This window comes from Pseudomonas sp. C2.3V (genome assembly GCF_058536325.1).
In genome coordinates this window covers 232,864-259,077 of the sequence record NZ_JBZUBN010000001.1, presented here as the reverse complement: position 1 = coordinate 259,077, position 26,214 = coordinate 232,864, and the positions used below count along the sequence as shown (strand labels likewise).

Below are 26,214 nucleotides of genomic sequence, written 5' to 3'. Positions count from 1 at the left end.
CTCTGTCCGTGAGCTGCTGAAGGTGGCCAACACCTCACAGTTGATCGACTCATCGATGAACCAGATGGACAGTTATTTCAAGGCCGCTCTTGAGCAGGGCCTGCAGGGCAAGACGCTGACTGCCGAACAGCAGAAGATCGTCGACAATATGCAGCGCAAGAGCCTAGCCGTTATCTAGAAGGCGCTGTCATGGAGGAACATGAAGCCTGTGATGACGGATATCTATAAGAAGTCATTCAACCAGCGCGAAATCGATGCCATGCTGAAGCTCTACCAGTCTGAAGAAGAGCGCTCGGTGGTGAACAAGATGCCCATTGCCATGCAAAACAGCATGCAGGCTATCCAGGCCAGCACGATGAACATAGCGCCCGAACTCAATAAAATCATTGCGGACGGGAAACAGCAACTCATTGCACTGGATAAGGCACAGCCTCCGGCTAAATAAGCCCCCCTTTCCGGGCCGCTCCTGCCGGGAGCGCGAATCTCATACTCTTTGCGCAGCAATAGAGCCTTAATCGAAGAATTGCATTCCCGCATAGGGTTTGACACGGCACTGCGCCAGGCGTGTTGCCAGGGTGCCGACATGCAGCTCCAGCTTGTGCCCATCCGGATCGAGAAAATAGAACGAGTCGCCCTCGCTGCGGTTGTCTTTCCAGACGTCAACGTCGTGCGTCTTGAGCCGATCCATGAAAGGCCCGAAGTCAGGCTGGGAGATAGAAAACGCATAGTGCGTGTAGTCTGCTCGCGGTCCTTTCACGATAGCGTCTAGAGAAAGGCACAACCATAGCGATCCCAGCTCCAGATAAGCACCTTGCGCCCATCGGGCAACCAGCCGAGCACCCAGCAGCGCCTGGTAAAAGGTAACGCTGCGGTCCAGGTCGCTCACGGCCAGGGTGAGATGATTCAGGCCGGTGAGCATCTCAGAGGTTGCCGTACGACGCATCCCGATATGCGGGATGTCATCTTCAAGGTAGATGTCTGTAACCGGCTCGAAGCCGTAGCGGCCGTAGTAATCCTGCAGGTGCGCCTGGGCAGAGAGATAAATGGGAAGATCGACCCAGTGCGCCTCGCAAAAGGTCAGGCCCTGCTTCATCAGCTCATGCCCCAGCCCGCGACCCCGTGCGGCGGGCGCGGTTACGACGCGGCCAATCACTACCTGCCCGTCATGCAGTACCGGATCCAGTACTCGCAGATAAGCCACCAGCGTATCGCCTTCCCAGCCCATGAGGTGATAGGTATTGCCGGTCAGGTCCTGGCCGTCCACCTCCTGATAAGGACACTTCTGCTCTACCACGAAGACCTCGGTACGTAGCGCAAGAATGGCGTATAGGGTCTGAACGGTGAGATCGGTTTGTGGTGTGGCGATCCAGCGAATGGACATGTGCAACTCCCGGACAAGGTAATCGCCGCATTGTCGATCACCTTGTCCTCAGGCACCAGTCCTATGCCGGCAGCATTTCCTGGCTGGCTAATTCTGCCTCCAGTTCGCGTGCCACAGCCTTCAGGTCCAGCAATGTAGCGCGCCAGCGATTGAGGCCGGAGCCGATGCTTACCAGCGTTCGCGCCCGCTGCCCAACGGAGAGGGAGTCACCCGTCGGGGTTTGCCAACCCTTTTCGAGCATGCCGGGATCGAAATCGTTGAACGTCTCGATTGCATCGATCTGGCAGACCGCAAAGCCAAAGGTCATTGCCTCGCCAGTCACCAGAAGAATACGCGAGCTTTCGGTTGCCTCGCGCGGCGACGAGTTGATCAGGCTGCTCAGGCAGATCAGCGAGACCTGTTGCCCCCGGACGTTGATCATCCCAATCAGATGTCCCTGAGCTTGCTTGAGACGCATGAACTGCGTGGGGATATGAAGGATCTCATCCACCTGATGCAGCGGCGATGCAAACTGGATACCGGCCTCGTACACCAGACAAGCCTGCCGGGATCGCGCCTTGGGCACAATACTGGAGGCCTCGCTGCTGCGGCCCTTGGCGTTTTCAAAGATCTTGGAAAACGCCTGGATATCCTTGCGACGCAGCAGCGCCGTATGGTTGAGCAGCAATGCATCATGGCCATCTTCGCCGCTCATGACCCCGGAAAACATGGCGGGGTGCTGCAGGCCGAAACGCGGCATAGGTACAAGATCGTCCGGGTTGCGCCGCATCATGGCTAGGAGTTCGGTAAAGGCAAAACCAAAAGCATGGCCGTTGGCTGTCATGACCAACAGCTGTTTTTTGGTCTCGCCGGAGACCTCTTCAAGCCCTAGGATACGGGAAAGATTGAGCACTGGAATCGGGGTGCCCCGCAGCTCCGTGACACCCAGGCAATACTCACTCTGAAAGAACGTCGTATCGATCCGGGGATGTTCGACCAGCTCACTGACTGCCGTAGCCTCCAGGCAGAACCGGCGACCATCACAGCCCAGCAGTATGTAATGCTTGAGCTTGAAGCGAGCCGTACGGCCGCGCTCACGCAACTCCTGTGCATGATCGAAGGCCATGAACAACTCCGGCAGCGACGCCAGCGCCTCGATATCAAGCAGGTAGATGATGCGCTCGCCCTGGCTGCCGCCCATGAAAAGGCGCGGCAACAAACCCTGTCCACGTTTGTGGGTGCCCAGCTCGCTGAGTTGCCTTTCATCGATGTGGATGACATCCGCCACGGCGTCAATCCCAATCCCGAAACGTCCTTCCTGATGATGCAGGAGGGCCACTTCGCTGGGCATTCCGCCCTCCCCAGCCGGTGTGAGACCGAGCAGCACGTGCAGGTCCACCAGCGGGACCGCGCGACCCCGTAGGCTGAACACACCGCGCATGTAAGGCGCTACCGGCGGACGTGGCTGTACCTGGTCAGGCCAGCGCACCACCTGTTGCAGGGCCGATGCCGGAATGGCGATCTCGATGCCACCGACACGGACTACTCCATATGCGCTGCCAGTCATGATGGCGGTCATCCACGCGGTCCAACACCGGACGTGACGTTATTGAGGTCACGAATCAGCTCGTTCACTTCACCTGCCGTCGTCAGCTGGTCGCCCGTCGAAGCGTTGATGGCATCGATGGAGCGCGTGGTACGCACTACGCCCTTGGCGATACGCTCGAAGGCTTCGCCTACGCTTCGGGAGATTTCATTACCCACCGTGATGCGCTTGGAGGACTCCTGAATCAGCTTGTTGATCTCCTTGGTCGCCTGGGACGATTTCTCGGCCAGCTTGCGCACCTCGTCCGCCACGACCGAGAAGCCCAGGCCATGTTCGCCCGCCCGCGCCGCCTCGATGGCTGCGTTGAAGGCCAGCATGTTCGTCTGGCTGGCGATGTCGCTGATGACCTGAATGATGTCCTGAATGTCTTCGGCAGACTTGGCAATAACGGCCATGGCTTCAACGGAGCGCTTGAGCGTCTCGGCGCCTTGGGCGGCCTCTTCCTGCGTCATGCGCGCCAGCCCATTTGCCTCCCCGGTGCTTTGGGCAATGTGGTTGATCGATTGCGTCAGGTTTTGTACGGAGCTGCTCATGGCTTGCGTCTTGGCCTTGACCAACTGCTCCATTTCGACCTGCTGGGTAATGTCCGTCGCGAACTTGATGACCTTGTATGGCTGGCCGTCGGCATTGAAGATTGGGTTATAGGTCGCCTGGATCCAGATCTTCTGTCCGAACTTGCCCAGGCGCATGTAACGGTCGCTGAAGAACTGCCCCTGCCCCAGACGCTGCCAGAAGTCCCGATATGCGGCTGAAGTGACGTAATGCTCCTCACAGAACATGCGGTGGTGCTTGCCGACGATCTCTTCCAGGCGATAGCCCAGGGTCGACAGGAAGTTCTGGTTGGCATGGAGAATGTTGCCCAGCAGATCGAACTCGATGACCGCCTGGCTACGATCAATGGCCGCAATCTTGCCTTCATACTCGGCACTCTTGATCTGCAAGGCCGTGATATCGGTAGCGAACTTCACGATCTTGTAAGGCTTGCCCTCGGCGTCCAGGATCGGGTTATAGGTCGCTTGAATCCAGATTTCACGCCCTTCCTTGCTGATGCGCTTGTAGACACCGGTGTCGAACTTACCACGGCCAAGCTTTTCCCAAAGCAGATGGTACGCAGTGGAGTTGGCATGTTCTTCGTCACAGAACATGCGGTGGTGCTTGCCGACGATCTCTTCCAGGCGATAGCCCAGCACAGACAGGAAATTATCGTTGGCCCGCAGTACGTGGCCGGTCAGATCGAACTCGATAACCGCCTGGGCGCGTTCGATAGCATTGACCTTGCCCTGGTGGTCGGTGCTGCGTAATACAGCCTCGGTCACATCGGACGCGAACTTGACCACCTTGTACGGTTTGCCTTCGGCATTGAAAATCGGGTTGTAGGTCGCCTGGATCCAAACTTCCCGGCCGCCCTTGCCCAGGCGCTTGTACTGCCCTGCATCGAACTCGCCGCGGCCAAGCTTTTCCCAGAACTGGCGATAGGACATGCTGCTGGCGTATTCGGCATCGCAGAAGATCCGATGATGCTGCCCGGCAATCTCCTCAAGCCGATACCCCAAGGCGTCGAGGAAATTCTGGTTGGCGCGCAGGATGGTGCCGTCAAGGTTGAACTCGATGACGGCTTGGGAGCGATCAATCGCTGACCAGAGTGAATTGAACTCCGCCGCCTGGGCGTCAGCGTTGAAGTCTTGGGGGGCATTCATTGGTGTTCTCCGGTAGCGGTTGGTAAGCAAAAACCGCCCTATGGTTTTTGCGATAACAGTGCTATCGGCTGAGCAGAAGCCAGCTTGATACAGCCGCCCGTTATTTTGTCGCCTTGGCGCGACTCTTCGTCTTGCTGCCCATACGAGCGCTCTGAATAACGCGTGGAAAAGCCCGTACTTTGTTCAGCCAAGCGGCTAGACAACCCCTTTACTCAAGAGTCCGCTCTGCCTTCACAGGGGATTTTCTTTTGGATTGTTATACATGTAGCCGATTGCGCATCGGTAACTGATGGCAAGGCCCACCCAGACGTTTTCTGCCAGTGCCCTTGCCATTCGAGCAGGTAGTGGCATTGGTCGACCACTCAGATCAGACCCAATCCCTGTCGACACCTTATCGTGAGCTCATGCCGTAGCCAATGGCTTGTGCTCGCTCGTTGAACGCCGGGGCAAAACGCCATTGGCAGGGCGGTTATATGCGTCTGGAAAACATCAAGCCGCAAGATGTCCGTTTCACGCTATACATTGGCTTTTTAGCGATATCCCGAAAAGCATAATCGGGTTAAGTTCTAACCGGTGATATTTAATATGTATGCATTAAATATTTATTTGAATATATTATTCAAAGCAATGCTTAACTTATCCTGAAGCAGAGCAAATTTACCTTACACACTTATTAAGTCTGCATCCCATTGATTTCGAACAAAAAAGCCCGCCCTTAAAGCGGGCTTTTTTATTTCACAAAGATATTAAATAGCTTCAAAAAAGTGCCAAGCGCACCAAGTTAGAGCAGCAAATTATACTTATGGATGAACATATCCTTATATTTTAACGCCAACGCCTTAAAACATAAGGAATATATAAAGCTGGCATATCCATTGCTCTCGTATTCATATCGTTATATAGCCCTCGGAAACTTCCATGAATACGAAGATATTGGTAGATAGTCGCGCGCCAGGCAGCGCTCTGGGCACTCGCTGGTTTCAACTGGCCGCAGGCGTTGTCTGCATGATGGCCATTTCAAGCCCGCAATATGTCTGGACATTGTTTACGGCACCATTGACCCAAAAGCTGGGTGTCTCACTGGCTCAGATCCAGATTACCTTTTCCATTCTGATCGTCCTGCAAACGTTTTTCTCGCCAGTACAAGGTTTTCTGATTGACCGTTTCGGCTTACGCAAACTGATCGCCTTTGGTTGTGCCCTCACAGGGCTGTCCTGGATTCTGGCAAGTCAGGCCAATTCACTCGCCATGATCTACCTGACCTACGGCCTAATGGGGGGCTTGGGAACCGGCATCGTGTATGTGGGCATCGTTGGCTTGATGGTTCGCTGGTTTCCTGATCACCGGGGGCTGGCAGCCGGTGCGGTTGCCGCAGGTTACGGCATGGGTGCGATGATCACGACCTTTCCCATCAGCAATAGCCTCGCAGCGGCTGGCATGGAAAATACCCTGGTCACCTTTGGTCTGATCCTGGGGATTGTCGGCCTGCTCGCCGCACAGTTCCTGCGCCAACCGCCAGCCGAGTTGGCAGAGCGGATTGCCGACACCAGCCCTGCCTCCAGCACCGCACCGGACGTTGCACCCAAGGCCATGCTCAAGACGCCGCTGTTCTGGCTCATGTTTGCTATGTTCGCGATGATGTCGACCTCGGGCCTCATGGTAACGTCGCAGATGGCCAGCTTTGCCAAGGATTTTGGCATGACCGGTGTCATGGTCTTTGGCATGGCTGCACTGCCGCTCGCAATGACCATTGACCGTGTCTGCAATGGCCTGACCCGCCCGCTGTTTGGCTGGATCTCGGACCGATATGGCCGTGAGAACACCATGGCTTTCGCCTTTTTCGCAGAAGGCATTGCTATGACCCTGTGGCTGCTGACCAGCGATAACCCTGTGCTGTTCGTATTGCTCTCCGGTGTAGTCTTCCTGGGCTGGGGCGAAATCTTCTCCCTGTTTCCCTCCACCCTGACCGACACCTTTGGCACCCGCAACGCCACGACCAATTACGGTTTCCTGTACATGGCTCAAGGGATCGGTTCCATCTTTGGCGGTCCGATGGCCGCCCTGCTCCACCAGTCCACAGACAGCTGGATGCCGGTGTTCGCCGTGGCCATCAGCTTTGACCTGATTACAGCGGCCCTGGCCCTGTTCGTGCTCAAACGCATGCGCCGTCAATGGCTCGCCAAGAACGCCAGCGTCGCTTAACTGAAGTGGCCGGGAGGCTCCAGATAATCGGGGTCTCCTTCTCTGCTCTCCCGACGGGACCCTTTGTTCGTCAAGGAAAAGAAGAATGCTTAATACCACTGTTGCTGCCCGCGGAATTGCCGTCGCTCCTCACAGTCTTGCTGCTCAATCGGCCCTGGCCGTGCTGCGTGAAGGTGGCAATGCCATCGAGGCCATGGTCGCGGCGGCGGCCAGCATTGCCGTTGTATATCCCCATATGAACAGCCTGGGAGGGGATGGTTTCTGGCTGATCGTTCCGCCTGAAGGTGATCCGGTTGCCATTGATGCCAGCGGCCCGGCAGGCAGCCACGCCACCCTCGAGCATTACGCGGGGATGGACCGTATTCCAACACGCGGCCCGAAAGCCGCGCTTACCGTTGCGGGCACAGTTGGCGGCTGGCAGGAGGCGTTGGCGGTTTCCGGGGAGCTGGACGGTAAGATGCCATTACCACGCCTTCTGGCTGATGCCATCCATTACGCTGCAGACGGTATTCCGGTCACGCTGTCCCAGCATCTTGCGACCACCAGCAAGCGGCACGAGTTGGAGTCTGTTCCCGGCTTTGCCGAAACCTTTCTGGAAAATGGCGAGGCACCCGTGGCCGGAAGCCTATTCAGACAACCACGACTGGCCGCTACCCTGCATCAGCTGGCGGAAGAGGGACTGGATACCTTCTACCGGGGCGCTCTGGCAGCCAGTATCGCCCATGATCTGGAAGCGCTGGGCTCTCCTGTTTCACGCAATGATCTGGCCGTCTATCGCGCCCGCCGGGTAAAGCCACTGGCGCTTCAGCATAGCGCCGGAATGGTCTACAACTTGACACCTCCATCCCAGGGCCTGGTCTCCCAGCTCATTCTTGGCATTGCCGACCACGCCGGGCTGGACAGCTGCACGGCCGACAGCGCCGAGCACATTCATACGCTGGTCGAGGCGACCAAACTGGCCTTCCGGGTACGCGATGAGCACATTACCGACCCCGAGCATATGACCATCGACCCACAGTCGTGCCTCACCCCCGACTATCTTGAAGAACTGGCCAGGGCCATCGACCCGCAAAAGGCGGCGCCCTGGGGCGAAGGCAAAGGGCCAGGCGATACTATCTGGATGGGCGTGATCGATGGGAACGGGCTGGCCGTTTCGTTTATCCAAAGCATCTACCATGAGTTCGGCAGCGGTGTGGTCTTGCCAGCCAGTGGCCTCAACTGGCAGAACCGGGGCGCATCGTTCAGTCTGGACCCCAACCATCTGCTGGCCCTCATGCCTGGCAAGAAGCCCTTTCACACCCTCAACCCCGCCGCGGCACGGCTCAAGGATGGAAGAACCCTGGTGTACGGCACCATGGGTGGCGATGGCCAGCCGCAAACCCAGGCAGCGGTTTTCAGCCGCTACGCCATCTTCAATCAGCCGCTCCAGCAGGCAGTCACTGCGCCCCGCTGGCTGCTGGGTCGGACCTGGGGCGAAAGCACCGATACGCTCAAGCTCGAGTCCCGCTTTGCGGCAGACGTGTTCGAAGCGCTGCGCGCGCGCGGTCATGACGTGGAAAGCCTGCCCCCCTTCAGCGAGACCATGGGCCATGCCGGTGCGGCCGTACGCCATCCGAGCGGTATGTTCGAGGGCGCGTTTGATCCCCGTAGCAACGGCGCGGCAGCAGGGTACTGATATCAAAAGACCGGGCCTGGCCCGGTCTTTTTTCGTCTGTGTTACTGGAACTGACTACGGTTTTCCGGTGTGATCAGCTTGAAAGGCACCCAGTTCACAGGCTCGACCCGCTCACCCCGGATCATGTGCAGCGCAACCTCTACGGCACCGTTGGCCTGCCCTACCGCATCCTGAAGTACACTGACAGTCAGCTTGCCCTCGTCCATCAGCTTGAGTGCATCGGGTGTGCCGTCGATACCGCCGATCAGGTAGTCCTTGGGATTCTTGCCTGCCTTTTCCAGCCCCATCACAGCGCCGATGGCCATCTCATCGTTATTTGCGGCGATGATATCAAAGCTCACGCCTTGCTTGAGCCAGTCCATGACAGTGCTCGCCGCCTCGCTACGCTGCCAGTGGGCAATGGTCTTCTGTACGATCTTCATGTTCGGGTATTTGGCCACAACGTTTTCTACGTCTTCGGTACGAATTTTCGAAGCCTTGTTGCCTGGATCGCCAACCAGAATAACGACGTTGCCCTTGTAGTTGGCCCGGCGCGCCAGCTCTTCCATTTGCAAGGTGCCTGACTCGATCTCATTCGAACCGACGAACGCAGTCTGCGGTGCCCAGGCGGCTGGTTCGGGATTACGGTTGATGAAAACCAGCGGAATCTTCGCCTCGTTGGCGAGCCGGGTCATTTCCGGTGCGGTCTTCATGTCTACCGCAGTCACGATGATGGCATCCACCTTGGAGGCGATCAGGTTGCGAATCTGGCGCATCTGCAAGGTGCCGTTGTCCTGTGCATCTTCCATAAAGACATCGGCCTCCAGGCTGCTGGCGTGGCGCTGTACGTTATTGCGCAGCAGGACCTGGAAGTTGTCGTTGTTCTTGGCGACACCCACGCCGATCAGGGGCGTGGCGGCCTGGGCCAGACTGCTCAGGAGCAGGCCGGCACCGAGTAGAGAGGTCATCCAGTGTTTCATGTTCGCCTCACACGCTGAAATGATGAAGTAGCCGACGCTGCACCTGAGCCATCTCGGACAGGTCCTGGCTGCTTTGTGCGGTACGCTCGGCACCCTCGGCGGCCAGCTGGGCCGCATCGTTGATGTACGTGACCATGCGGCTGGTTTCCTGCACGGTCGCGCTTTGCTCTTCAGTGGCCGCCGCGATCTGGATGTTCATGTCACGGATGCTGTTCACCGCGCTGCTCATGGAGCCCAGCAGCTCATCTGCGCCGGAGGCCAGGCGAACACAGTCGTTGGACTGGGTCTGGCTCTCGTTCATGACCTTCACGACCGAGTGGATCCTGCCCTGCATCTGCTCGATCATCTTCTGGATCTCGCTGGTGGAGGTCTGTGTACGACTCGCCAGGGAGCGCACCTCGTCCGCCACCACGGCAAACCCACGCCCCTGCTCACCGGCGCGCGCCGCCTCGATGGCCGCGTTGAGGGCCAGCAGGTTGGTCTGCTCGGCGATGGTGCGAATCGCATCCACAATGCCATCGATCTGCTTGCCGTAGCCCTGAAGCTCGTCGGTTTCCTGCGAGGCCTTGTTGATCTGGTCGGCCTGCAGACGAATGCTGCTGATGGTTTCGGCGACGCGCTCCTGCACCTTACTGGTCAGCTCATGGGTGTCGTCTACCGCCTGACGGGTGTCGTTGGCCCGTCTGGCGACTTCATGCACGGTACTTTCCATCTCGGTCATGGCCGAGGCGGCAGAGTTGAGGCGGTCGCGCTGCTCATCCACGGCACGTGTGGTGCGCTCGCTGATCTCGGCATTGCTGTCCGCCGTCTGCGCCAGACTGTCGGCTGAGCGGGTCAGCTCACGCAGCGTGTCCTGCAGGGAGGCGGTCAGCTCGTTCAGATAGCCGCCCAGCTCGCCAAACTCATCCTTGCGGGAAACATCGAAGCGCACGCGCATGTCACCGCTCGTGACCTGCTTGAGCACCTCGCGGAAGGTTGCCAGCGGACGCCGGATGCTATGGGATACCCAACCACCGACCAGGACGGCAGCCAAAACAGCCAGGACGCAAGCAACCAGCAACAGGCTGCGGCTGGTGGAAATGGTCGAGTCGGCACCGGCCTTGGCATTGTTGGCCACGGCAACGGCCTGACTGCCAAACTCAGCGATCTTGCCCAGCACGGCTTTCAGATTGCCGTCTACAGCCTGACGCTGGGCTGCAACCTGCCCTGCCAGCGCTGCGTCCTGCTGGTAGATGTAGAAAAGGCCATCGTTAGCGGTCAGATCCCTTAACAGATGGTTCACCATCACCGTCACGATCCGGCCAGTACGAGCATCCTGTGCGACAAAAGCCTTGAGTCGATCACGAATGACTTCATCCTGAAGCGTCAAGCCACGCTTGAGTTTTTCTATATCAGAAACAGCCGCATGCCCGGCGAAATGGTCATAGGTCTTACCGATTTCCAGCAGCAGCGCCTCGGCAGCGGCTGCACTGTCAGTGGACCCATTGGCACGCTGCCTGGCCATGTAATCCCGCAGCATATTGGACAGCCGCGTGCCTTCCTGAGTCGCAAAACCTTGCAGCGTACGGGCCTGGATGTTCAGGGCAACCTGCTGGCCGTGCAGCTTCATCAGCGTGGCAGCCTGCTCGGCATAGGCCGTGCTCAGCTCACGCTGCTGAGTCAGGTTTTCCTTGAGTTCGGGACGATCGTCAATGTAACGCGCCGTGGTTCCCAGGAGCTCATTGAAACGCCCCAGGCTCTCATCGAAGGGCTTCTTGCCTTCGGCAATCTGTTGGCCGTCACGGCTGATAAGAACGGCCAGTACAGCCTGATTGGCGCGCAGGATATGCACGTTGAGCTCACTGGCCGCCTGACTGAGCGGCGCCGATTGCCCGGTAATGATGGAAAGCCGGTCACTGATGGAGTGCGTGCTCTGGTAACTAATGCCCACGATGGACAGCAGCAATACCAATAGCAACGCAAAACCACCAATCACACGTTGGAGGATGGTCATAGCAGTAACCCGTACGTTTGTCATTATTCAGGGGTCAACAACACGGCGCGAGGTGCCAGAATCGAAGGCATTCCAGCTTTTCACTTCCAGGCTATCGGCTTGACATCATGCCGACTGAAGCGGCCTGAAGGTCATTTTCAGCGGTTTTGAAGGGGCTGGGGATCAATGGCAGCCGTTGGCCACCAGGCAACCGCAGGCTAGAGCGGATGTGCTTTAGATGGACCAGTTAGTCCTGGCGACGAACGGTCATGGCTGTTCTGAACGCCTGTCCCAGCGCACAGTGCGGTCTCCATGCTTCAAGGGCCTGTACCTGACATCCAAGGCACGAGCACAACGCGTGCAGTCCGCCTCGGCAGCCGTTATAAGGAAAGGGATTTGCCTCTACCTCACAGGAGCCACCATGCAACTGATCGGAATGTTCGACTCGCCCTACGTCCGTCGCGTAGCCGTCTCGCTGAACCTGCTGGACCAGCCCTTCGAGCACAACCCCGTTTCGGTCTTCAGCGCCTTCGAGGAGTTCCGGTCAATCAACCCGGTCGTGAAGGCACCGTCACTGGTGTGCGATGACGGCACGGTGCTAATGGACTCGACATTGATCCTGGATTACGTGGAAGCGCTGGCGGCCGAGTCGGGACGCACCCTCATGCCACGCGATCTGGCCGAGCGTCAGCATGCGCTGCGTATCATCGGGCTCGCCCTGACCGCCTGCGAAAAAACCGTCCAGATCGTCTACGAGCGCAAACTACGTCCGGCTGACAAGGTGCATGAACCCTGGATCGACCGCGTAACCGGACAGTTGCTGGCCGCCTACGGTGCACTGGAAGCCGAAGTGGCGAACCACCCGCTCAAGGCAGGCGCAGACGACATCAATCAGGCTGGCATCACCACGGCTGTAGCGTGGCGCTTTACCCAGCACATGACGCCCAACGCCGTTATTGCCGACAGCTTTCCACACCTGCGCGAGCTGTCGGCGCAGGCAGAAACACTCGACGCGTTCAAGGCAACGGTCTTTGTCTAGGACCACTGATTGATGGAGGCAGGCGAACCATGGATGGACTTCTGAGTGTCATTGGCAACTTCATTCTGGAGTTCGTTTTCGGCACCCTTTTCGCGGCCATTCTGTTCTGGATCGGCTGGCCCATCGTCAAGGTTCTGACCTTGGGTCGCTATCCTCATGGCCAGAAATGTCTGGACGAGACGATGCAAGCCAACTGCGTTCGAGCCACTGCTATCGCTGCGCTGGCCGTGTCACTCATGGCCGCGTTGGGCCAATTCCACCCCTGAGCCGCATACAAGGTCTACATGAACATCATCCGCAGCAAGCACTTTACCGCCAGCCGAGCCTGGGGAGCGCTCGATATTGCCAACATGGGCGGAATCACTACCCGTCTGCATTGGACGGATCAGCCCTACAAATGGCATGTCAACGATGGCGAGGAAGTCTTTGCTGTTCTCGACGGCGTTGTCGACATGCATTACCGCGAAGCCGGAGAGGAGAAATCCGTACGCCTGGAAACAGGAGATGTGTTCTTTGCCGGAATCGGCTGCGAGCATGTCGCACACCCTCAAGGCGAGGCGCGCATTCTGGTGGTGGAGCGCGAGGGCAGCGTCTGAAAGGACTCGTATGCTGATACGCCAGACGGAGCTTGCCGACCTTGATGGCTTTTACAGCCTCTTCGCCTCCGTCTGCGCGGAGGGGCTGTACACTCATCGGCAGCTGCCGCCTGCCCGGGAGCGTATTCTGGAAAGCTTGGTTCAGGCTCTGGCGCATGGCTGGCCCAATCAAGTCATCGAGCATGGGGGCCAGATTATCGGCTCGGGAGAAATCTTTCCGGCCAGTGTTTGTGGTCAGACGGACCGGGATGATTCAGTGGGTTTTCTGGGCATGCAGATTCACAAAGCCTTTCGTAACCAGGGGTTTGGCACACGCCTGCTGGGCACACTTATCGAAAGCAGCCGGGCATTCGGCTTTATCGCGCTTGAGCTTGATGTCTACACATCCAATCGGCGGGCCATTCATGTATACGCAGCGCACGGGTTCGAGTGGCAACACGACCTGCCCGGTCGCGTCATGCCTGATGGACGGGAAGATCAGCCACAGCGTATGCGCCTTGAGCTTGCCCGGTGAGGTTTATCTGCCAAAACGCTACAAAACCGGGTGATGTTCCGGTTATAACGCTCAGGCGCTTATAAGAGATAAAAGTCCATGAGCATCCTGACGTTAGAGGCAGAGCGGGTCCGACTGATCATCCCCACCGAGCGTGATGTCGTGCGGCGACGGCGGTTCGAGCTTGAAAACCGCGAGCATCTGCGCATCTGGGAGCCCTTGCGGGAGGAAACCTTCTACACACCCGAGACGGTTCGCCAGCGGATTCGCCTGAACCTGCAGGATTTCATGGCCGGTGCCTCCTGCTGTTTCAGCATTGTCGACAAGCGCACCGAGGCGATCATTGGCTGCTGCAACTTTTCCAATATCATCCGGGGCTCGTTTCTGGCCTGCCACCTGGGTTATTCCATCGCTGAAAGCCATCAGGGCAAGGGGTTCATGTTCGAAGCGGCCAGGACCGGTATCGACTACATGTTCACGCAGCGCAGGCTGCATCGCATCATGGCCAACTACATTCCCCATAACGAGCGCAGCGCGCGGCTGCTCAAGCGTCTGGGTTTCGAGCGTGAGGGGTACGCACGGGCCTATCTCAAGATCAATGGCGTCTGGGAGGATCACGTCCTCAACGCCTTGATCAACCCGGCCAGCAGCGTCTAAACCATTACATACCCCAAGGACTGCGATGACTCCTCTCTTGCTGCGCACCATTCCTGAACAGTTTGAAACCGAACGTCTGCTACTACGGGTTCCCCGTGCCGGTGATGGCGCCATAGTCTACGCGGCTGTGGTGGAGTCGCTTGCCTCGCTGCGCCGCTTTCCAGCCTCGCTGCCGTGGGTGATGACCGAGCCATCAGTCGATACGTCCGAAGCCTACTGCCGCCTTGCGGCATCAAGCTTTATCGTACGCAAGGATCTGCCGTTTCTGTTGATCGACAAAACCACCGGTATGCTGGTGGGCTGCGCCAGCTTTCACCATATCGACTGGAACGTACCCAGCATGGAGATCGGTTATTGGTGCCGGGACAGCCAGTGCCGACAGGGCTACATTACCGAAGCGGTCAGCGCCATGACGCACCTGGCGTTCACTGACCTCAAGGCCGAGCGCATCCAGATCCTGACGGATGAGGAAAACCTTGCTTCCTGCCGGGTCTGTGAACGGGCGGGTTTCAGCCTTGAGGGAACGCTGCACCATGAGCGCAAGGCACCGGACGGCACGCTACGCAACACCCGCGTATATGCCCGGATCGCCTGAGCTGCGCCATGGAATTGATCGTGTTCATAGGCATCCAGGCCGCGGGCAAGTCGACGTTTTACCAACGCTGCTTTTTCGACACGCATGTCCGTATCAACCGGGACATGCTGCGCACCCGCCACCGAGAGCGGCTCCTGCTGACGGCTTGCCTGGAAGGCCAACAGAAGGTGGTTATCGATAACACCAATCCCACTGCTACCGAGCGGGCACGCTACATCGAGCCTGCTCGGGCGGCCGGCTTTACCGTGATCGGCTATTTTTTCGAGCCGGACCCGCGCGGCTGCGAGGCGCGAAATCGGGCACGCGCCCGCCAGGTGCCGCCAGCCGGACTCTTCGGAACCCTTAAACGGTTGGAGCGGCCACGCTTCGAGGAAGGGTTCGATGAGATCCATCGCGTTGTGTTACAGCCGGATGGCCGCTTTCTGGTTTCACGGTATCAGCCGCCAGGCGGAGCTGACCCAGCACCAACGCCGCCTGGGCCGGACGCTTGAGCACTCTGGCCAGCCTGTCTGTTTTGAAACGGCATAGACACTTTTCTACCCGGCGAACGATCCGCGGCTACGCTGTTCCTTATCTATTCAAGAAACGTATTAGCCAGCCCTACTGTAGAACGGGCTGATGAGAGGAGCAGCGGATGGTCGAGATCGAAATCGAAGGCAATAACGTCGTCTTCACCGTCAAAGGCATTCACAAGCTGTGGGCACTCAAGAGCCAGCTAACGATCCCCCAATCGCATATCCTGGCGGCTCGCCAGGACGATACGGTCCTGCAGGGCTGGAAAGGCTGGAAGGCACCGGGCACCAAGATTCCGAATATTCTGACGGCCGGGACCTTCTACCTTGAGGGCGAGCAGGTATTCTGGGATGTCAGCCATGCGGAACGGGCGATCATCATCGACCTGGAAGATGAGCAGTACAAACGTCTGATCATCGAAGTCGAGCATCCTGAAGGGGCCATCGAGCTATTGTCTAGCCTGATCGAAGCCAACAAGGGCAACGTCTGAATAGGCGCGATTCAGGTACTGCCGCACGCTGGATCAACCAGAACACTGCCATACTCTGGAGGTGCCTTTCATGGATAGGGAGTTGCAATGGCCCGCAAGGACGACGGACACTCATTTGAAACCCGCATTATCAGCCTCCTGGTCGCCCTGCCGTTTACCCTGGTAACAGCGGCGCTGCTATGGCTTGCGCTCAATCAGGGGCTGGCTTTCACGGGCGTATTTCTCGGGACAGGATACTTCTGGGGCTGCCTGGGATTATTTTTGCTGGCAGCATTCATCTGGCCCACCCTGTTTCCCGGTTGGCTGGGTATGATCTGGCGTGGCTTTATCCGCCTGTATCACTATTGGGTCTGAACAAAAAAATATCCAAGGACTGATCATGTTTCCAATCGATATCTGGCTCGCCTATACCGCAGCCTGCGCGTTGTTGATCCTGTCTCCCGGCCCGGACAATCTGCTTGCCATTGGCCGTGGCCTGAGCCAGGGTAGCCGGGCCGCCATCGTTTCCGGACTGTCTTCAGGCGTTGGCATCCTGTTTCACGTCACAGCCGCCACCTTCGGCCTGACGCTACTGATGAAAACATCAGCCGTGGCATTTTGGGTCGTCAAGCTGGTGGGCGCCGCCTACCTGCTGTGGCTGGGGATCAAGGTATTGCGCTCGCGCAACCTGATCACCTTCACCCCGGCAGCTCACCAGCCGCTGAAAACCATCTTCCTTACGGGGCTGCTGTCGGCTGTGCTCAACCCCAAGCCGGGCCTGTTTGTCCTGGCCTTTCTACCCCAGTTCGTAAGCCCTGCCCGCGGCTCCGTGACGATCCAGATGCTGGTCTACGGCGCCTGGTTTGCCTTACTGACCTTTATCGGCTTTTCCATCATGGGCTCCTGTGCCTCGCGGCTGGCCCGCTGGCTGAAGCATCGCCCACGCGTCGTAGGCGGTCTCAATTGGGGTGCGGGTATTGCCTTTATCACGTCCGGCCTGACCGTGGCGGCCTTGCAACAAAGGTAGCCATATGCACCCGCCTCTGGAGCCTGCCCTTTACGAAACGGTCCGCCTGCGGCTTCGCCCATGGCGTGACGAAGACCGTCTCCCTTATGCCGCGCTGAACGCCGATCCAGAGGTACGTGAATACTTTCCGGGTGTACTGGATTTTGCCGGCAGCGAGGCCGAGCGTGAGCGTATCCAGGCCAGGATTGAACAGCAGGGCTGGGGCTTCTGGGCAGTCGAACTGAAAGAGACAGGCGCATTCATCGGCTTTACCGGCCTGAATGCTCCAGAAGGTCTGCCCTGCTCGCCGTGCATGGAAATTGGCTGGCGATTGGCCAGGGCCTACTGGGGAAAGGGATATGCCTCAGAGGCCGCGCGTGAAGCCTTGCGCATCGGGTTCGAGCAACTGGCGCTAGACGAGATCGTCGCCTTTACAGCCTTGAGCAATCACCGCTCTCGAGCCGTGATGGAGCGGCTCGGAATGCGAAATACCCAGGAAGACTTCGATCATCCCCGTGTCCCTGCTGGCCACCCCTTGCGCCGGCACTGCCTGTACCGGCTCACCCATACGGACTGGCAACGCCGCCTGACCTAAAGCGGTTTACTCGTCCAGCTTCTTGTCGCCCTTTTCTTTGCCCTCGTTGGAGTGATGCTCGATCACCGCGTTGATTTCTGCGCCAAACAGCAGCACCGCCGATGAGATGTACAGGTACAGGAGCATGATGATGATCGTGCCGATCCCGCCATACATGGCGTTGTAGTTGCCAAAGTTCTGGACGTAAAAGGCGAAGCCCAAGGAGGCGGCAATCCAAACCACTACAGCGAGCACCGAGCCGGGTGTAATGAACCGAAAGTCCTGCTCCACATCGGGCGCTGCGTAATAAATGATCGCCACGGCCAGCATCAGGAGGATCACAGCAACGGGCCAGCGGATCCAGGTCCAGACCGTGATAAAGACCTGTTCAAGGCCAATGTAGCTGGTCAGCCAATTCAGGAACTGCGGGCCAGTAACCATCAGGGCGGCAGCGCTGATGAGCATCAGCGCCAGCCCGATAGTATAAAACACCGACAGTGGTAACCGCTTCCAGACGGGTCGTCCTTCCTCGACATCATAGGCCATGTTCAGGGCCGTCATCAGCGAGCGCACTGCCGCCGAAGCCGACCACAGCGCCACGATGATCCCTACCGACAGCAAGCCGCCCTGCTGATTTTGCTGAAGCTGATCGATCACTGGATTGACTTGCTCCAGTGCCTGCGCCGGCAGGACATAGTTGGCCTGCTCGCGTAGCCAGTTGAAGAAGTCGGGCAGATGCAGAAAGCCCACCAGCGAGATCAGGAACAGAATGAAAGGAAACATCGAAAAGAACATCTGATAGGCCAATGCCGAAGCATAAGTCGCCATATCGTCTTCATTGAATTCCTTGACTGCCCGCTTGAGTACGTCCAGCGGGCCCAACCCACGAAGACTGAATCCCAACATCCCCATCTCCTCTCATACTTTATCTACAGGCAACCGGACTTGGCTGTTTGTAAAGGTGAAGGCATAGCCTTGTAGGGGGTAGACCGGACTGAGCGGCAGATGTCACCGCAGAAGAATCAAACGGCTGTTCGCGCGCCTTCCGCCATAAGCCGAGCAATCCGATACTGTGACGGCTGTTCGTTCGTGAAAAGAGGCAAACAACTCCTGGAGGGATCGTCTGTCCCACAGGGAGACCCTCATTGAAAGGAGACGAGCAATGCGTTACGAACTGCATTACTGGCCCACCATTCAGGGACGAGGCGAGTTCATCCGCCTCGCGCTGGAAGAAGCCGGCGCTGACTACGTGGATGTGGGCAATGGCTCCGAAGAGGATGGCCTGGGCATGCCTGCCATGGAATCCTATCTGAACGGTGAGGCAACGCCCTTCCCCCCCTTCGCCCTGCCGTTTCTCAAGGCGGGCGATCTGATCGTCTCCCATGTTGCCAATATCCTGCAGTTCCTGGGACCCCGCCTCGGGCTGGCTCCAGAAGATGAGGCTTCACGCCTGTGGGCCCATGGTCTGCAGCTGACTATTGCTGACCTTGTAACCGAAGCCCACGACATTCATCATCCCATAGGCTCTTCGCTGTATTACGAAGACCAGAAGGCGGAAGCCAAGCGCCGTGCAGAAGGGTTCATCAAGGAACGTATCCCCAAGTTTCTCGACTATTTCGAGCACGTTCTAGAGGATAATCCCAAGGGAGATCGTTATCTGGTCGGAGACTCGCTCTCCTATGTCGACCTGTCGCTCTTTCAAGTCGTGAGCGGGCTGCGTTATGCCCTGCCCAAGGCCATGCAGCGGATCGAGGCGGATATGCCCAAGGTCGTCGATCTGGTCTCCCGAGTTGCTCAGCGTCCCAATATCAAGGCTTATCTAGCCTCTGATCGACGCCTGCCCTTCAGCGAAAACGGCATCTTCCGTCATTATCCTGAACTCGACGAGGTATGATCCAACTGAAGGCTCGACAGATCCGGGCCTTCAGTCCAACCGTTTCCATCGGGTCTGAACATGCCAGACGTGTGCGATCTTTTTGGCATCAACCACCTGCACGCCTTGATTCTCCCGCCTGAGCAGCGCATCGTACGCGACTCTCGGATTCTGTCTGAAAGCGCCTGTTGCGCTGCCGATCATCAAGGAGAGGCCCATGCGGACATTAGCCAAGACCCGCTTGTCGATACTTGATCTTGCCCCTGTCACGGCTGGCCAGTCGGTAGGCGAGGCCCTGCGCAACACCCTTACCCTGGCCGAGCAGGCCGATCGCTGGGGTTATCACCGTTACTGGCTGTCCGAACACCACAACATGGACGGTGTAGCCGCCTCGGCCACCGCCGTGCTGATTGGGCAGGTGGCCGCTGTTACCCACCGTATCCGTGTGGGGGCAGGCGGTGTCATGCTGCCGAACCATACACCCCAATACGTGGCCGAGCAGTTCGGTACGCTGGAAATCCTGTACCCAGGCCGCATCGATTTGGGCATAGGTCGCTCTCCCGGCGGGGATTACGCCACCATGGAAGCGCTGCGGGTCAACATGATCACGGCGAGCCGGGAATTTCCTGAGCGCGTCCGTGAACTGCTTGCGCTATTCGACGAAGGCACGGAATCAGCCTTGAATACGCAGCCCTTCACCCGCGCCCCAGGCGAAGGGCTGAGCGTTCCGATCTGGATGCTGGGCTCCAGCCTGATCAGTGCTCGCTTGGCCGCTGAGCTTGGGCTGCCCTATGCGTTTGCCGCGCATTTTTCGCCGGCCCGCCTGCATGAGGCGATAGCGGCCTATCGCGAGCATTTCAAACCTTCTCTGCACCAGCCGCGGCCGCGGGTCATCGTGGCTGTTCCCGTCATGGCGGCGGATACCCGGTCAAGAGCCAAGCGTTTGATGCACTCCCTGTATCAAAAGGCACTGGATCTCGGGCGTGGCCGCTCCAGCCGGCTGAAGCCTCCGCCCGAAACGATGGAGTGGACGCCTCAAGAGCGGCTGGCCGTGGAAGACCAGTATGCAGCGGCCATCATTGGAGGCCCTGATGAGGTGCGGGCAGGTTTGCAGAAATTGCTGGAAAGCACCCAAGCCGATGAACTCCTGATTCATACCGAGACCTATGACTTTAAGGAGCGTCTGCGGTCCTATGAGATCGTCTGGCAGGCAAAGCAGCAGGCTCTGCTGGAATTGTCCTGATCCTCAACGGCCTTCGTGGCCATTTGCCACAGCCAGGGTCTACTCAGCCTAAACGACACGCGAAAGTGATAAGCTGGCTATCTAAGTAACGTCTGGATTGATCGTCTGGAGAAATACGATGACCTTGAATGAACTGAACAACCTGCCGGGCGTCACGGCCCAGCCTGACGCGGCCACCGCCGAATACGTCTACAACCACACCATGGTCCGGGTAAAGGATATCGAGAAGTCCCTGGACTTCTATACCCGTGTCCTAGGCTTCACCATGCTGGAAAAGAAAGACTTTCCGGCTGCCAAGTTCAGCCTGTACTTCCTGGCGCTGATTGCCGACAAGTCCCAGATCCCGACGGATCCGGAAGAGCGTCACCGCTGGCGCAAGTCCATTCCAGGCATTCTGGAGCTGACCCACAACCACGGCACCGAAGATGATGCGGACTTCAGCTACCACAGTGGTAACAGCGATCCGCGCGGTTTTGGCCACCTGTGCGTTGCCGTACCGGATATCCACGCTGCTTGCGCGCGCTTCGAAGAGCTGGGCGTTACCTTCCAGAAGCGCCTGACCGACGGCAGCATGAAAGACATCGCGTTTATCAAGGACCCCGATGGCTACTGGGTAGAAATCATCCAGTTCACGCCGGTCGCGTAAGACTTCCAGGACGGCGCTCCGCGCCGTCCTGCCTTTTTCCGCCGTACCCTCTGGCTTAATGCCTGCTTAAGATATACTGTATATTCAAACAGTGTATCTCTGAGACAAGGTCATGACTCATCAAAAGCCTCCACGCGGTCGGGGGACCGGTAGTAATCCGCACAACCGCTATGCCCCTACCCGGTCGGAAGCTTATGACGATGGCTGGTTCCAGGATATTCCTCCCACCCAGGCAACCGAGATTCGGCTGGAAACGGCCAAGACGGTTATCTCGCGTAATACCTCGCCGGACATTCCCTTCGAACAGTCTCTTAATCCCTATCGCGGCTGCGAACATGGCTGTATCTACTGCTATGCCCGCCCAACCCATGCCTATTGGGACCTCTCGCCCGGCCTCGACTTCGAGACCCGGCTGATTGCCAAGACCAATCTGGCCGAAACTCTGGAGAGGGAGCTGTCCAAACCGGGTTATATCTGCAAGCCCATCGCCATCGGGGGTAATACCGATCCCTATCAGCCCATCGAACGCGAGCAGCGCCTGACGCGCCAGGCGCTTGAGGTACTCCTCCGGTATCGGCATCCGGCCACGATTATTACCAAGGGTACGCTTATCCTGCGTGACCTTGACCTGTTAAGCGAGCTGGCGGCCCGTGGCCTGATCAAGGTCGGAATCAGCCTGACCACACTGGACGATGAGCTGAAACGTACCTTGGAGCCCAGGGCAGCGGCCCCGTCCGCGCGGCTCAAGATTATTCGCACCCTGCGTGAGGCCGAGGTTCCGGTTGGCGTCATGTGTGCCCCGATTATTCCAATGATTAACGACCGAGAACTGGAGCATCTGCTTGAAGCAGCCCATGATGCCGGGGCTCGCTCGGCAGGGTATGTTCTGCTGCGCCTGCCGCGGGAAGTGGCTCCCTTGTTCGAGGAATGGCTCGGAGCTCACTATCCGCAGCGTGCGGCCCACGTCATGAGCCTGATTCGCCAGAGTCGAGGTGGTGAGGTCTACGACAGTCGCTTTACCACGCGCATGCATGGCGAGGGGGTATTTGCCGATCTGCTTGAGCAGCGATTTCGTATCGCCCTGCGCCGCCTGGGCCTGAATCGTCGCGAAGCACGCATCTCGCTGGACTGCACCCAGTTCAGCCCTCCCGGTCAGCAGATGCCACTGTTCTGACCTTTGTTGGTAAAGCGTGCGTAATATCGGGAAATATCTGAGATAACCCTGAAAACACTTTATTCAGACACGCTGAAAAGAGAACGGCAACTTTCAGCCTTTACCGCTTGTCCTTACTACACCCTGCCTGGCCTTATAAGGTTTGGCGCCAGCATTTTTGTAGCTATAACTCCAATACGGTGCGTACTTTATCGCTGCGTGCATGATGCCTTGAATATCTGAGCGCCATGGTGAGGCCAGTCCATAGGCTGGGTCTCCAAGCCTTGCGGGTTCTTTTTGCCCCAGCCCCACATGGAGCCTCCGCATGCATGAAATGCCCCTGATTACTACCTTGGCTGCCGGCCTGGTTCTGGCCTTTTTTCTAGGCCTCCTCGCCAACCGCCTGCGCCTGCCTCCTCTGGCGGGCTACCTTCTGGCCGGCGTACTGGCCGGTCCCTTTACGCCAGGCTTTGTAGCCGACAGTGATATTGCCCATGAGCTGTCCGAAATCGGTGTGATTCTGCTGATGTTTGGCGTAGGCCTGCATTTTTCCATCAAGGACCTGATGTCGGTCCGCAAAATCGCCATTCCCGGTGCCATTGGGCAAATTGCCGTAGCCACGCTTATGGGGATGGGCCTTGCGCACCTCCTGGGCTGGGGGTTGGGTGCAGGGCTGGTCTTTGGCCTATCACTCTCGGTCGCCAGTACCGTGGTGCTGCTCAGGGCCATGGAGGAACGACAGATGATGGAAAGTCGCCGCGGTCGCATCGCCGTCGGCTGGCTGATTGTGGAAGACCTGATGATGGTGCTGGCACTGGTTCTGCTGCCAGCACTCTCCGGCATGCTGGGCGGCAAGGCCGCCGAAAGCGACACTAGCCTGAGCATGCAACTTCTGCTGACGCTGGTGAAAGTGAGCGCCTTCGTAGCGCTGATGCTGATCGTGGGCCGGAGAGTAGTCCCGTGGCTACTCAAGCGTGTCGCCCGCACCGGATCACGGGAGTTGTTTACCCTCGCCGTACTGGCACTGGCCATGGGGATTGCCTTTGGCTCATCGGTCCTGTTCGGCGTGTCCTTTGCGCTGGGTGCCTTCTTTGCCGGCATGGTCCTGAACGAGTCGGAACTCAGTCACGAGGCAGCCGACAACTCCCTGCCATTGCGTGAAGCCTTTGCCGTGCTGTTCTTCTTTTCTGTCGGCATGCTGTTCAACCCGGAAGTGCTGCTCTCGCACCCGCTGCACCTATTGGCCACGGTACTGATCATCATCGTTGGCAAGTCCCTGGCGGCGCTGATCATCGTACTGCTGGCCCGGCGCCCACTCAGCGTAGCCCTGACCATTTCAGCAAGTCTTGCCCAGATTGGTGAGTTTTCATTCATCCTGGCGAGCCTGGGCGTCAGCCTGGAGCTGCTGCCTGAGGAAGGCCGCGACCTGATTCTGGGCGGTGCGATCATTTCCATCATTCTAAACCCTGCGCTGTTCAGCATTATCGACCGTCTCCAGCCATGGCTCGAGCGACGCGAAGGGCAGGCGCTTCCCAATGCCAAGGCGCCCCATGCGCCCGAAGTGGTAGAGCCGCCACCGATTACCGAAACCGATCATGTGGTCCTGGTCGGCCATGGTCGAGTTGGCAGGCTGGTCAGTGCTCGCCTGCGCCGTGAACACATGCCGTTCGTGGTGATCGAGAATGATCGCGATCATATCGAGGAGCTGCGGGCAGAGCAGATCAGTGCCGTGCTGGGTAATGCTGCTCAGCCGAACGTGCTTCAAAAGGCTCATATCAAGCAGGCGCATACGCTGCTGATCGCCATCCCGAACGGGATTGAGGCCTGCGAGGTCTCGAGGCGTGCGCGAGAGCTGAATGCGTCCCTCAATATCGTTTCCCGCGCCCATTACGACGAGTTGGTGCAGCACCTGCAGGAAAGTGGCGCCAACGTTGTCATCATGGGCGAGCGCGAGATTGCTCGAGGTATGTTTACCGAGCTGGGCCTGCCCACCCAGGAGCGTGGAGAAGACCTGCATCCGCATCCCGGCTAATGGGTGACAGCGGGAGCCCGCTGGCTCCCGCCCTGTCTACTTGAGCGACTTGTATTCGCTCTTGGCAGCCTCCCGGTAGTCATAGGTCGGATAGAACTCGGTATGAAAGGAGCCCCAGGCGCCCTTTTCCACCGCCATGTTCACGTCCGGCAGTTTGTCCGGCGGTACGCGCAGGGTCACGATCTGACCAATTCCCATCACGACATACCAGGACACCACCTCCGTGCCCGGGGGCGGAAAATTGTCAAAAAAGCCCTGACGCCTGAGCTCCTGCTTGGTTTCGGTCAGTGGCTTGGACTGGTCGTGCCGCAGGATAATGGTCAGCAGCACGCCTGAAGCCGTGCTCCCCGACGCGCCGGTATCGGCTGGCGAGGCTAGTGACGATGCAGGCATCGGTTGCGTGGTCTTTTCAGGGCTGGACGGTGGCTGTGACGGCTCGGCCGCCAAGGTTAGTGTGGCCAGCAGGCAAGCCGGAAGGGCAAGGGCGATACGTCGGGCAAATCTCACTGCGGGTTCTCCTTGAAGGGCACATCAAGCCCTCTGCACAGCGTAGTTCAGCCTTGAGCATCCTTCCTGTCGGCAAGCCAGGATGTATTCTGTTACAGCTGCCTGGCCAGCAGCCACTGGTAGATTCGTATGTCCCGATAAGCCAGGCGAGCAGCGCCTACATGGTCCTGCCCCTGATCCAGATACAGGCGGTCTCCCTCCTGGGAGGTCTCAGCCGAGGTCAGGCCCAGGCGGCTGATAAAGGCGGGCGTTGCCCGGCGCGTCACCTCGCCAACACTGATCCAGACCGGTCGTTGCGGATCGGATTGAGGCACGCGCGTCAGGTCTACCGACCATAACGCCGCCCAGAAAGCAGGTTGGGAGAGCGCCAGATCGAATACACCGTTTCCGCCAAAGCTAAAGCCGGTCAGGTAGGTTCGCCTGCGGTCGCCGTGATGAACTGTCTGTACGTCTGCCACAAGGCGGCTGACCTCATCAGCAAAGCGATGCCAGCGATCACCCTTGGATGGCATCTGTGGCGCCACCACGATAAAGGTCTCCCTTACCTGCCCCGGATTACCTGGGTTGAGCGGACCATGCACCGTCAACGCCTTATGGATCGCCATGGGCGCGCCCTCATCGTAGCCATGCAGAAAACAGAGCACCGGCCAACCTTCCGCGGGTGGAAGGCCCTCGGGCACGGAAAGCAGATATGGCAAGGCAGCCGACTCGATCAGCTGGATGTCAGGCAACGGCATAGGGCCTCCAGAAAAACCAGGCGTGTAAACGGTTGGACCTTGCGTTCCACCTGACACTCACCCCTGCCCATGCCGCCGGTCTAATGGTGGACTGCCGATCGCTGGAACGAGCCGAAGGCCTCTTTCTGTGGTCAGGAGTTATAGCCACTACCTGAATTACAGGAGGAACCATGCAAAAGCTGAAGGTTGATTGGGATACCACCCGTGACGTATTACGAGCAGGCACCCGCGAGGATAGCGTCTCGGTACGCACTATTGCGGTAGATGTCGCACGCCGTCAGGACACATCGGCCGACGATCCGCAGGTCATCGAAGCCATTCTCAAGGCAGCGGATGAACTGGTCCGCAACGGCTTTATCGACGCGCCTTATCCGTTCGAGAAAGATTCGGAGGTCAGGGGTATCAAGCCGCTGGGGCAAGAGCTGTTCGAGTGGATGGAGGATGAGCACAAGTGGAATCGGCTGCGCCCTGCATTGGAAGAGGCCCTGCAAAGTGGTCTGGGCGCCGATCATCAGTACCTGAGTGCTAACGCGCTGGACGCGGCCATGCGCGGAATCGGTGTCCGCTGATCGGATTTCGCTGGGCAGGTTGATGATCTACCTGCCCGGTA

General features: G+C 58.4%; 30 protein-coding genes and 2 pseudogenes. 22 read left to right on the top strand and 10 right to left on the bottom strand.

The annotated features are described in order from the left end of the window. Positions 1-22: 22 nt before the first annotated feature. Together AC4LF3_RS01320 and AC4LF3_RS01315 are read left to right on the top strand one after the other, a co-directional pair. Positions 23-178 carry a hypothetical protein gene (locus AC4LF3_RS01320; RefSeq protein WP_162997557.1) on the top strand — a complete coding sequence of 52 codons (156 nt, stop codon included), beginning with the start codon at positions 23-25 and terminating at the stop codon, positions 176-178. A gap of 21 nt (positions 179-199) precedes the next feature. Beyond that, on the top strand, positions 200-445 hold the full coding sequence (locus tag AC4LF3_RS01315; RefSeq protein ID WP_491834652.1) for a DUF2059 domain-containing protein: 246 nt from the start codon (positions 200-202) through the stop codon (positions 443-445). Positions 446-511: 66 nt separating this feature from the next. Here the strand turns inward: AC4LF3_RS01315 and fos are convergent, their stop codons facing one another. From fos to AC4LF3_RS01295, 4 genes and pseudogenes are all read right to left on the bottom strand, one after another. Continuing rightward, on the bottom strand, positions 512-919 hold the full coding sequence (gene fos / locus AC4LF3_RS01310) for a fosfomycin resistance glutathione transferase (RefSeq protein ID WP_197872979.1): 408 nt from the start codon (positions 917-919) through the stop codon (positions 512-514). Between the two features lie 15 nt (positions 920-934). Next, positions 935-1,381 (bottom strand): annotated as a pseudogene (locus AC4LF3_RS01305) (GNAT family N-acetyltransferase); the annotation flags it as partial. A 61-nt stretch (positions 1,382-1,442) separates the two neighbouring features. Then, the gene (locus AC4LF3_RS01300; protein ID WP_491834651.1) at positions 1,443-2,927 is read right to left on the bottom strand and encodes a chemotaxis protein CheW; all 1,485 of its coding nucleotides are present in this window, start codon (positions 2,925-2,927) and stop codon (positions 1,443-1,445) included. Positions 2,928-2,935: 8 nt separating this feature from the next. Further along, on the bottom strand, positions 2,936-4,663 hold the full coding sequence (locus tag AC4LF3_RS01295) for a methyl-accepting chemotaxis protein (protein ID WP_491834650.1): 1,728 nt from the start codon (positions 4,661-4,663) through the stop codon (positions 2,936-2,938). Between the two features lie 918 nt (positions 4,664-5,581). Between AC4LF3_RS01295 and oxlT the strand changes: the two genes are divergently transcribed. After that, positions 5,582-6,865, top strand: coding sequence for an oxalate/formate MFS antiporter (oxlT, locus tag AC4LF3_RS01290; protein ID WP_150348241.1), 1,284 nt, complete (start codon positions 5,582-5,584; stop codon positions 6,863-6,865). Between the two features lie 85 nt (positions 6,866-6,950). Next, a complete protein-coding gene (locus tag AC4LF3_RS01285; RefSeq protein ID WP_491834649.1) occupies positions 6,951-8,540 on the top strand; it encodes a gamma-glutamyltransferase family protein in 1,590 nt (529 codons plus the stop codon). A 41-nt stretch (positions 8,541-8,581) separates the two neighbouring features. Here AC4LF3_RS01285 and AC4LF3_RS01280 read toward each other — a convergent pair whose 3' ends face one another. The 3 genes and pseudogenes from AC4LF3_RS01280 to AC4LF3_RS01270 all read right to left on the bottom strand — a co-directional run. After that, a complete protein-coding gene (locus tag AC4LF3_RS01280) occupies positions 8,582-9,499 on the bottom strand; it encodes a substrate-binding domain-containing protein (RefSeq protein WP_475254394.1) in 918 nt (305 codons plus the stop codon). Positions 9,500-9,506: 7 nt separating this feature from the next. Then, complete coding sequence (locus AC4LF3_RS01275; protein WP_475257488.1) at positions 9,507-10,262, bottom strand: methyl-accepting chemotaxis protein; 756 nt, start codon at positions 10,260-10,262, stop codon at positions 9,507-9,509. 99 nt (positions 10,263-10,361) lie between these two features. After that, positions 10,362-10,784 (bottom strand): annotated as a pseudogene (locus tag AC4LF3_RS01270) (HAMP domain-containing protein); the annotation flags it as partial. 1,108 nt (positions 10,785-11,892) lie between these two features. Between AC4LF3_RS01270 and AC4LF3_RS01265 the strand changes: the two are divergent. From AC4LF3_RS01265 to AC4LF3_RS01215, 11 genes are all read left to right on the top strand, one after another. Beyond that, the gene (locus AC4LF3_RS01265) at positions 11,893-12,510 is read left to right on the top strand and encodes a glutathione S-transferase (protein ID WP_491834648.1); all 618 of its coding nucleotides are present in this window, start codon (positions 11,893-11,895) and stop codon (positions 12,508-12,510) included. A gap of 29 nt (positions 12,511-12,539) precedes the next feature. Further along, the gene (locus AC4LF3_RS01260; protein WP_010796606.1) at positions 12,540-12,776 is read left to right on the top strand and encodes a hypothetical protein; all 237 of its coding nucleotides are present in this window, start codon (positions 12,540-12,542) and stop codon (positions 12,774-12,776) included. Positions 12,777-12,794: 18 nt separating this feature from the next. Beyond that, positions 12,795-13,106 (top strand): cupin domain-containing protein, encoded by a 312-nt coding sequence (locus tag AC4LF3_RS01255; protein ID WP_197872971.1) that lies wholly within the window; start codon positions 12,795-12,797, stop codon positions 13,104-13,106. A 10-nt stretch (positions 13,107-13,116) separates the two neighbouring features. After that, entirely contained in the window at positions 13,117-13,620 is a 504-nt protein-coding gene (locus AC4LF3_RS01250) for a GNAT family N-acetyltransferase (protein WP_491834647.1), read from the top strand. A gap of 78 nt (positions 13,621-13,698) precedes the next feature. Then, positions 13,699-14,256: a ribosomal protein S5-alanine N-acetyltransferase gene (rimJ, locus tag AC4LF3_RS01245; protein ID WP_010796603.1), complete on the top strand. Its 558-nt coding sequence runs from the start codon at positions 13,699-13,701 to the stop codon at positions 14,254-14,256. 25 nt (positions 14,257-14,281) lie between these two features. Then, entirely contained in the window at positions 14,282-14,851 is a 570-nt protein-coding gene (locus AC4LF3_RS01240) for a GNAT family N-acetyltransferase (RefSeq protein ID WP_491834646.1), read from the top strand. 8 nt (positions 14,852-14,859) lie between these two features. Beyond that, complete coding sequence (locus AC4LF3_RS01235; protein WP_491834645.1) at positions 14,860-15,342, top strand: AAA family ATPase; 483 nt, start codon at positions 14,860-14,862, stop codon at positions 15,340-15,342. A 143-nt stretch (positions 15,343-15,485) separates the two neighbouring features. After that, positions 15,486-15,854, top strand: coding sequence for a hypothetical protein (locus AC4LF3_RS01230; RefSeq protein ID WP_010796600.1), 369 nt, complete (start codon positions 15,486-15,488; stop codon positions 15,852-15,854). An 87-nt stretch (positions 15,855-15,941) separates the two neighbouring features. Further along, positions 15,942-16,208 carry a hypothetical protein gene (locus AC4LF3_RS01225; RefSeq protein ID WP_491834644.1) on the top strand — a complete coding sequence of 89 codons (267 nt, stop codon included), beginning with the start codon at positions 15,942-15,944 and terminating at the stop codon, positions 16,206-16,208. 25 nt (positions 16,209-16,233) lie between these two features. Continuing rightward, positions 16,234-16,860: a LysE family translocator gene (locus AC4LF3_RS01220; protein ID WP_010796598.1), complete on the top strand. Its 627-nt coding sequence runs from the start codon at positions 16,234-16,236 to the stop codon at positions 16,858-16,860. Between the two features lie 16 nt (positions 16,861-16,876). After that, a complete protein-coding gene (locus AC4LF3_RS01215) occupies positions 16,877-17,434 on the top strand; it encodes a GNAT family N-acetyltransferase (RefSeq protein ID WP_491836231.1) in 558 nt (185 codons plus the stop codon). A 6-nt stretch (positions 17,435-17,440) separates the two neighbouring features. Here AC4LF3_RS01215 and AC4LF3_RS01210 read toward each other — a convergent pair whose 3' ends face one another. Continuing rightward, positions 17,441-18,319, bottom strand: a complete 879-nt coding sequence (locus AC4LF3_RS01210; protein WP_010796596.1) for a YihY/virulence factor BrkB family protein — start codon at positions 18,317-18,319, stop codon at positions 17,441-17,443. Between the two features lie 256 nt (positions 18,320-18,575). Here AC4LF3_RS01210 and AC4LF3_RS01205 point away from each other — a divergent pair, with 256 nt between their 5' ends. The 6 genes from AC4LF3_RS01205 to ybaL all read left to right on the top strand — a co-directional run bounded on the left by AC4LF3_RS01205 (position 18,576) and on the right by ybaL (position 24,360). Further along, positions 18,576-19,307: a glutathione S-transferase gene (locus AC4LF3_RS01205; protein WP_289925303.1), complete on the top strand. Its 732-nt coding sequence runs from the start codon at positions 18,576-18,578 to the stop codon at positions 19,305-19,307. Between the two features lie 60 nt (positions 19,308-19,367). Then, positions 19,368-19,541, top strand: coding sequence for a hypothetical protein (locus AC4LF3_RS01200; protein WP_491834643.1), 174 nt, complete (start codon positions 19,368-19,370; stop codon positions 19,539-19,541). Continuing rightward, positions 19,504-20,529 (top strand): LLM class flavin-dependent oxidoreductase, encoded by a 1,026-nt coding sequence (locus AC4LF3_RS01195; RefSeq protein WP_491834642.1) that lies wholly within the window; start codon positions 19,504-19,506, stop codon positions 20,527-20,529. Before AC4LF3_RS01200 ends, AC4LF3_RS01195 begins: the two co-directional genes overlap by 38 nt. A gap of 118 nt (positions 20,530-20,647) precedes the next feature. Then, on the top strand, positions 20,648-21,175 hold the full coding sequence (gene gloA / locus AC4LF3_RS01190; RefSeq protein WP_122041061.1) for a lactoylglutathione lyase: 528 nt from the start codon (positions 20,648-20,650) through the stop codon (positions 21,173-21,175). 112 nt (positions 21,176-21,287) lie between these two features. Beyond that, the gene (locus AC4LF3_RS01185; protein WP_010796592.1) at positions 21,288-22,349 is read left to right on the top strand and encodes a PA0069 family radical SAM protein; all 1,062 of its coding nucleotides are present in this window, start codon (positions 21,288-21,290) and stop codon (positions 22,347-22,349) included. A 304-nt stretch (positions 22,350-22,653) separates the two neighbouring features. Next, entirely contained in the window at positions 22,654-24,360 is a 1,707-nt protein-coding gene (ybaL, locus tag AC4LF3_RS01180; protein WP_312271299.1) for a YbaL family putative K(+) efflux transporter, read from the top strand. A 36-nt stretch (positions 24,361-24,396) separates the two neighbouring features. Here ybaL and AC4LF3_RS01175 read toward each other — a convergent pair whose 3' ends face one another. Both AC4LF3_RS01175 and AC4LF3_RS01170 read right to left on the bottom strand, forming a co-directional pair. Next, complete coding sequence (locus AC4LF3_RS01175; RefSeq protein ID WP_434140307.1) at positions 24,397-24,867, bottom strand: hypothetical protein; 471 nt, start codon at positions 24,865-24,867, stop codon at positions 24,397-24,399. Positions 24,868-24,959: 92 nt separating this feature from the next. After that, the gene (locus AC4LF3_RS01170; protein WP_491834641.1) at positions 24,960-25,604 is read right to left on the bottom strand and encodes a hypothetical protein; all 645 of its coding nucleotides are present in this window, start codon (positions 25,602-25,604) and stop codon (positions 24,960-24,962) included. Positions 25,605-25,774: 170 nt separating this feature from the next. Here AC4LF3_RS01170 and AC4LF3_RS01165 point away from each other — a divergent pair, with 170 nt between their 5' ends. Beyond that, positions 25,775-26,173: a hypothetical protein gene (locus tag AC4LF3_RS01165; RefSeq protein ID WP_010796588.1), complete on the top strand. Its 399-nt coding sequence runs from the start codon at positions 25,775-25,777 to the stop codon at positions 26,171-26,173. The last annotated feature ends 41 nt before the right edge of the window (positions 26,174-26,214 follow it).

What these genes read in the sequence shown, in the direction of transcription:
- AC4LF3_RS01315 (WP_491834652.1), top strand. Translation starts at nt 200, where the DNA reads ATGAAGCCTGTGATGACGGATATCTATAAGAAGTCATTCAACCAGCGC.
- fos (WP_197872979.1), bottom strand. Translation starts at nt 919, where the DNA reads ATGCTCACCGGCCTGAATCATCTCACCCTGGCCGTGAGCGACCTGGAC.
- AC4LF3_RS01300 (WP_491834651.1), bottom strand. Translation starts at nt 2,927, where the DNA reads ATGACTGGCAGCGCATATGGAGTAGTCCGTGTCGGTGGCATCGAGATC.
- AC4LF3_RS01295 (WP_491834650.1), bottom strand. Translation starts at nt 4,663, where the DNA reads ATGAATGCCCCCCAAGACTTCAACGCTGACGCCCAGGCGGCGGAGTTC.
- oxlT (WP_150348241.1), top strand. Translation starts at nt 5,582, where the DNA reads ATGAATACGAAGATATTGGTAGATAGTCGCGCGCCAGGCAGCGCTCTG.
- AC4LF3_RS01285 (WP_491834649.1), top strand. Translation starts at nt 6,951, where the DNA reads ATGCTTAATACCACTGTTGCTGCCCGCGGAATTGCCGTCGCTCCTCAC.
- AC4LF3_RS01280 (WP_475254394.1), bottom strand. Translation starts at nt 9,499, where the DNA reads ATGAAACACTGGATGACCTCTCTACTCGGTGCCGGCCTGCTCCTGAGC.
- AC4LF3_RS01265 (WP_491834648.1), top strand. Translation starts at nt 11,893, where the DNA reads ATGCAACTGATCGGAATGTTCGACTCGCCCTACGTCCGTCGCGTAGCC.
- AC4LF3_RS01260 (WP_010796606.1), top strand. Translation starts at nt 12,540, where the DNA reads ATGGATGGACTTCTGAGTGTCATTGGCAACTTCATTCTGGAGTTCGTT.
- AC4LF3_RS01255 (WP_197872971.1), top strand. Translation starts at nt 12,795, where the DNA reads ATGAACATCATCCGCAGCAAGCACTTTACCGCCAGCCGAGCCTGGGGA.
- AC4LF3_RS01250 (WP_491834647.1), top strand. Translation starts at nt 13,117, where the DNA reads ATGCTGATACGCCAGACGGAGCTTGCCGACCTTGATGGCTTTTACAGC.
- rimJ (WP_010796603.1), top strand. Translation starts at nt 13,699, where the DNA reads ATGAGCATCCTGACGTTAGAGGCAGAGCGGGTCCGACTGATCATCCCC.
- AC4LF3_RS01240 (WP_491834646.1), top strand. Translation starts at nt 14,282, where the DNA reads ATGACTCCTCTCTTGCTGCGCACCATTCCTGAACAGTTTGAAACCGAA.
- AC4LF3_RS01235 (WP_491834645.1), top strand. Translation starts at nt 14,860, where the DNA reads ATGGAATTGATCGTGTTCATAGGCATCCAGGCCGCGGGCAAGTCGACG.
- AC4LF3_RS01230 (WP_010796600.1), top strand. Translation starts at nt 15,486, where the DNA reads ATGGTCGAGATCGAAATCGAAGGCAATAACGTCGTCTTCACCGTCAAA.
- AC4LF3_RS01225 (WP_491834644.1), top strand. Translation starts at nt 15,942, where the DNA reads ATGGCCCGCAAGGACGACGGACACTCATTTGAAACCCGCATTATCAGC.
- AC4LF3_RS01220 (WP_010796598.1), top strand. Translation starts at nt 16,234, where the DNA reads ATGTTTCCAATCGATATCTGGCTCGCCTATACCGCAGCCTGCGCGTTG.
- AC4LF3_RS01210 (WP_010796596.1), bottom strand. Translation starts at nt 18,319, where the DNA reads ATGTTGGGATTCAGTCTTCGTGGGTTGGGCCCGCTGGACGTACTCAAG.
- AC4LF3_RS01205 (WP_289925303.1), top strand. Translation starts at nt 18,576, where the DNA reads ATGCGTTACGAACTGCATTACTGGCCCACCATTCAGGGACGAGGCGAG.
- AC4LF3_RS01200 (WP_491834643.1), top strand. Translation starts at nt 19,368, where the DNA reads ATGCCAGACGTGTGCGATCTTTTTGGCATCAACCACCTGCACGCCTTG.
- AC4LF3_RS01195 (WP_491834642.1), top strand. Translation starts at nt 19,504, where the DNA reads ATGCGGACATTAGCCAAGACCCGCTTGTCGATACTTGATCTTGCCCCT.
- gloA (WP_122041061.1), top strand. Translation starts at nt 20,648, where the DNA reads ATGACCTTGAATGAACTGAACAACCTGCCGGGCGTCACGGCCCAGCCT.
- AC4LF3_RS01185 (WP_010796592.1), top strand. Translation starts at nt 21,288, where the DNA reads ATGACTCATCAAAAGCCTCCACGCGGTCGGGGGACCGGTAGTAATCCG.
- ybaL (WP_312271299.1), top strand. Translation starts at nt 22,654, where the DNA reads ATGCATGAAATGCCCCTGATTACTACCTTGGCTGCCGGCCTGGTTCTG.
- AC4LF3_RS01170 (WP_491834641.1), bottom strand. Translation starts at nt 25,604, where the DNA reads ATGCCGTTGCCTGACATCCAGCTGATCGAGTCGGCTGCCTTGCCATAT.
- AC4LF3_RS01165 (WP_010796588.1), top strand. Translation starts at nt 25,775, where the DNA reads ATGCAAAAGCTGAAGGTTGATTGGGATACCACCCGTGACGTATTACGA.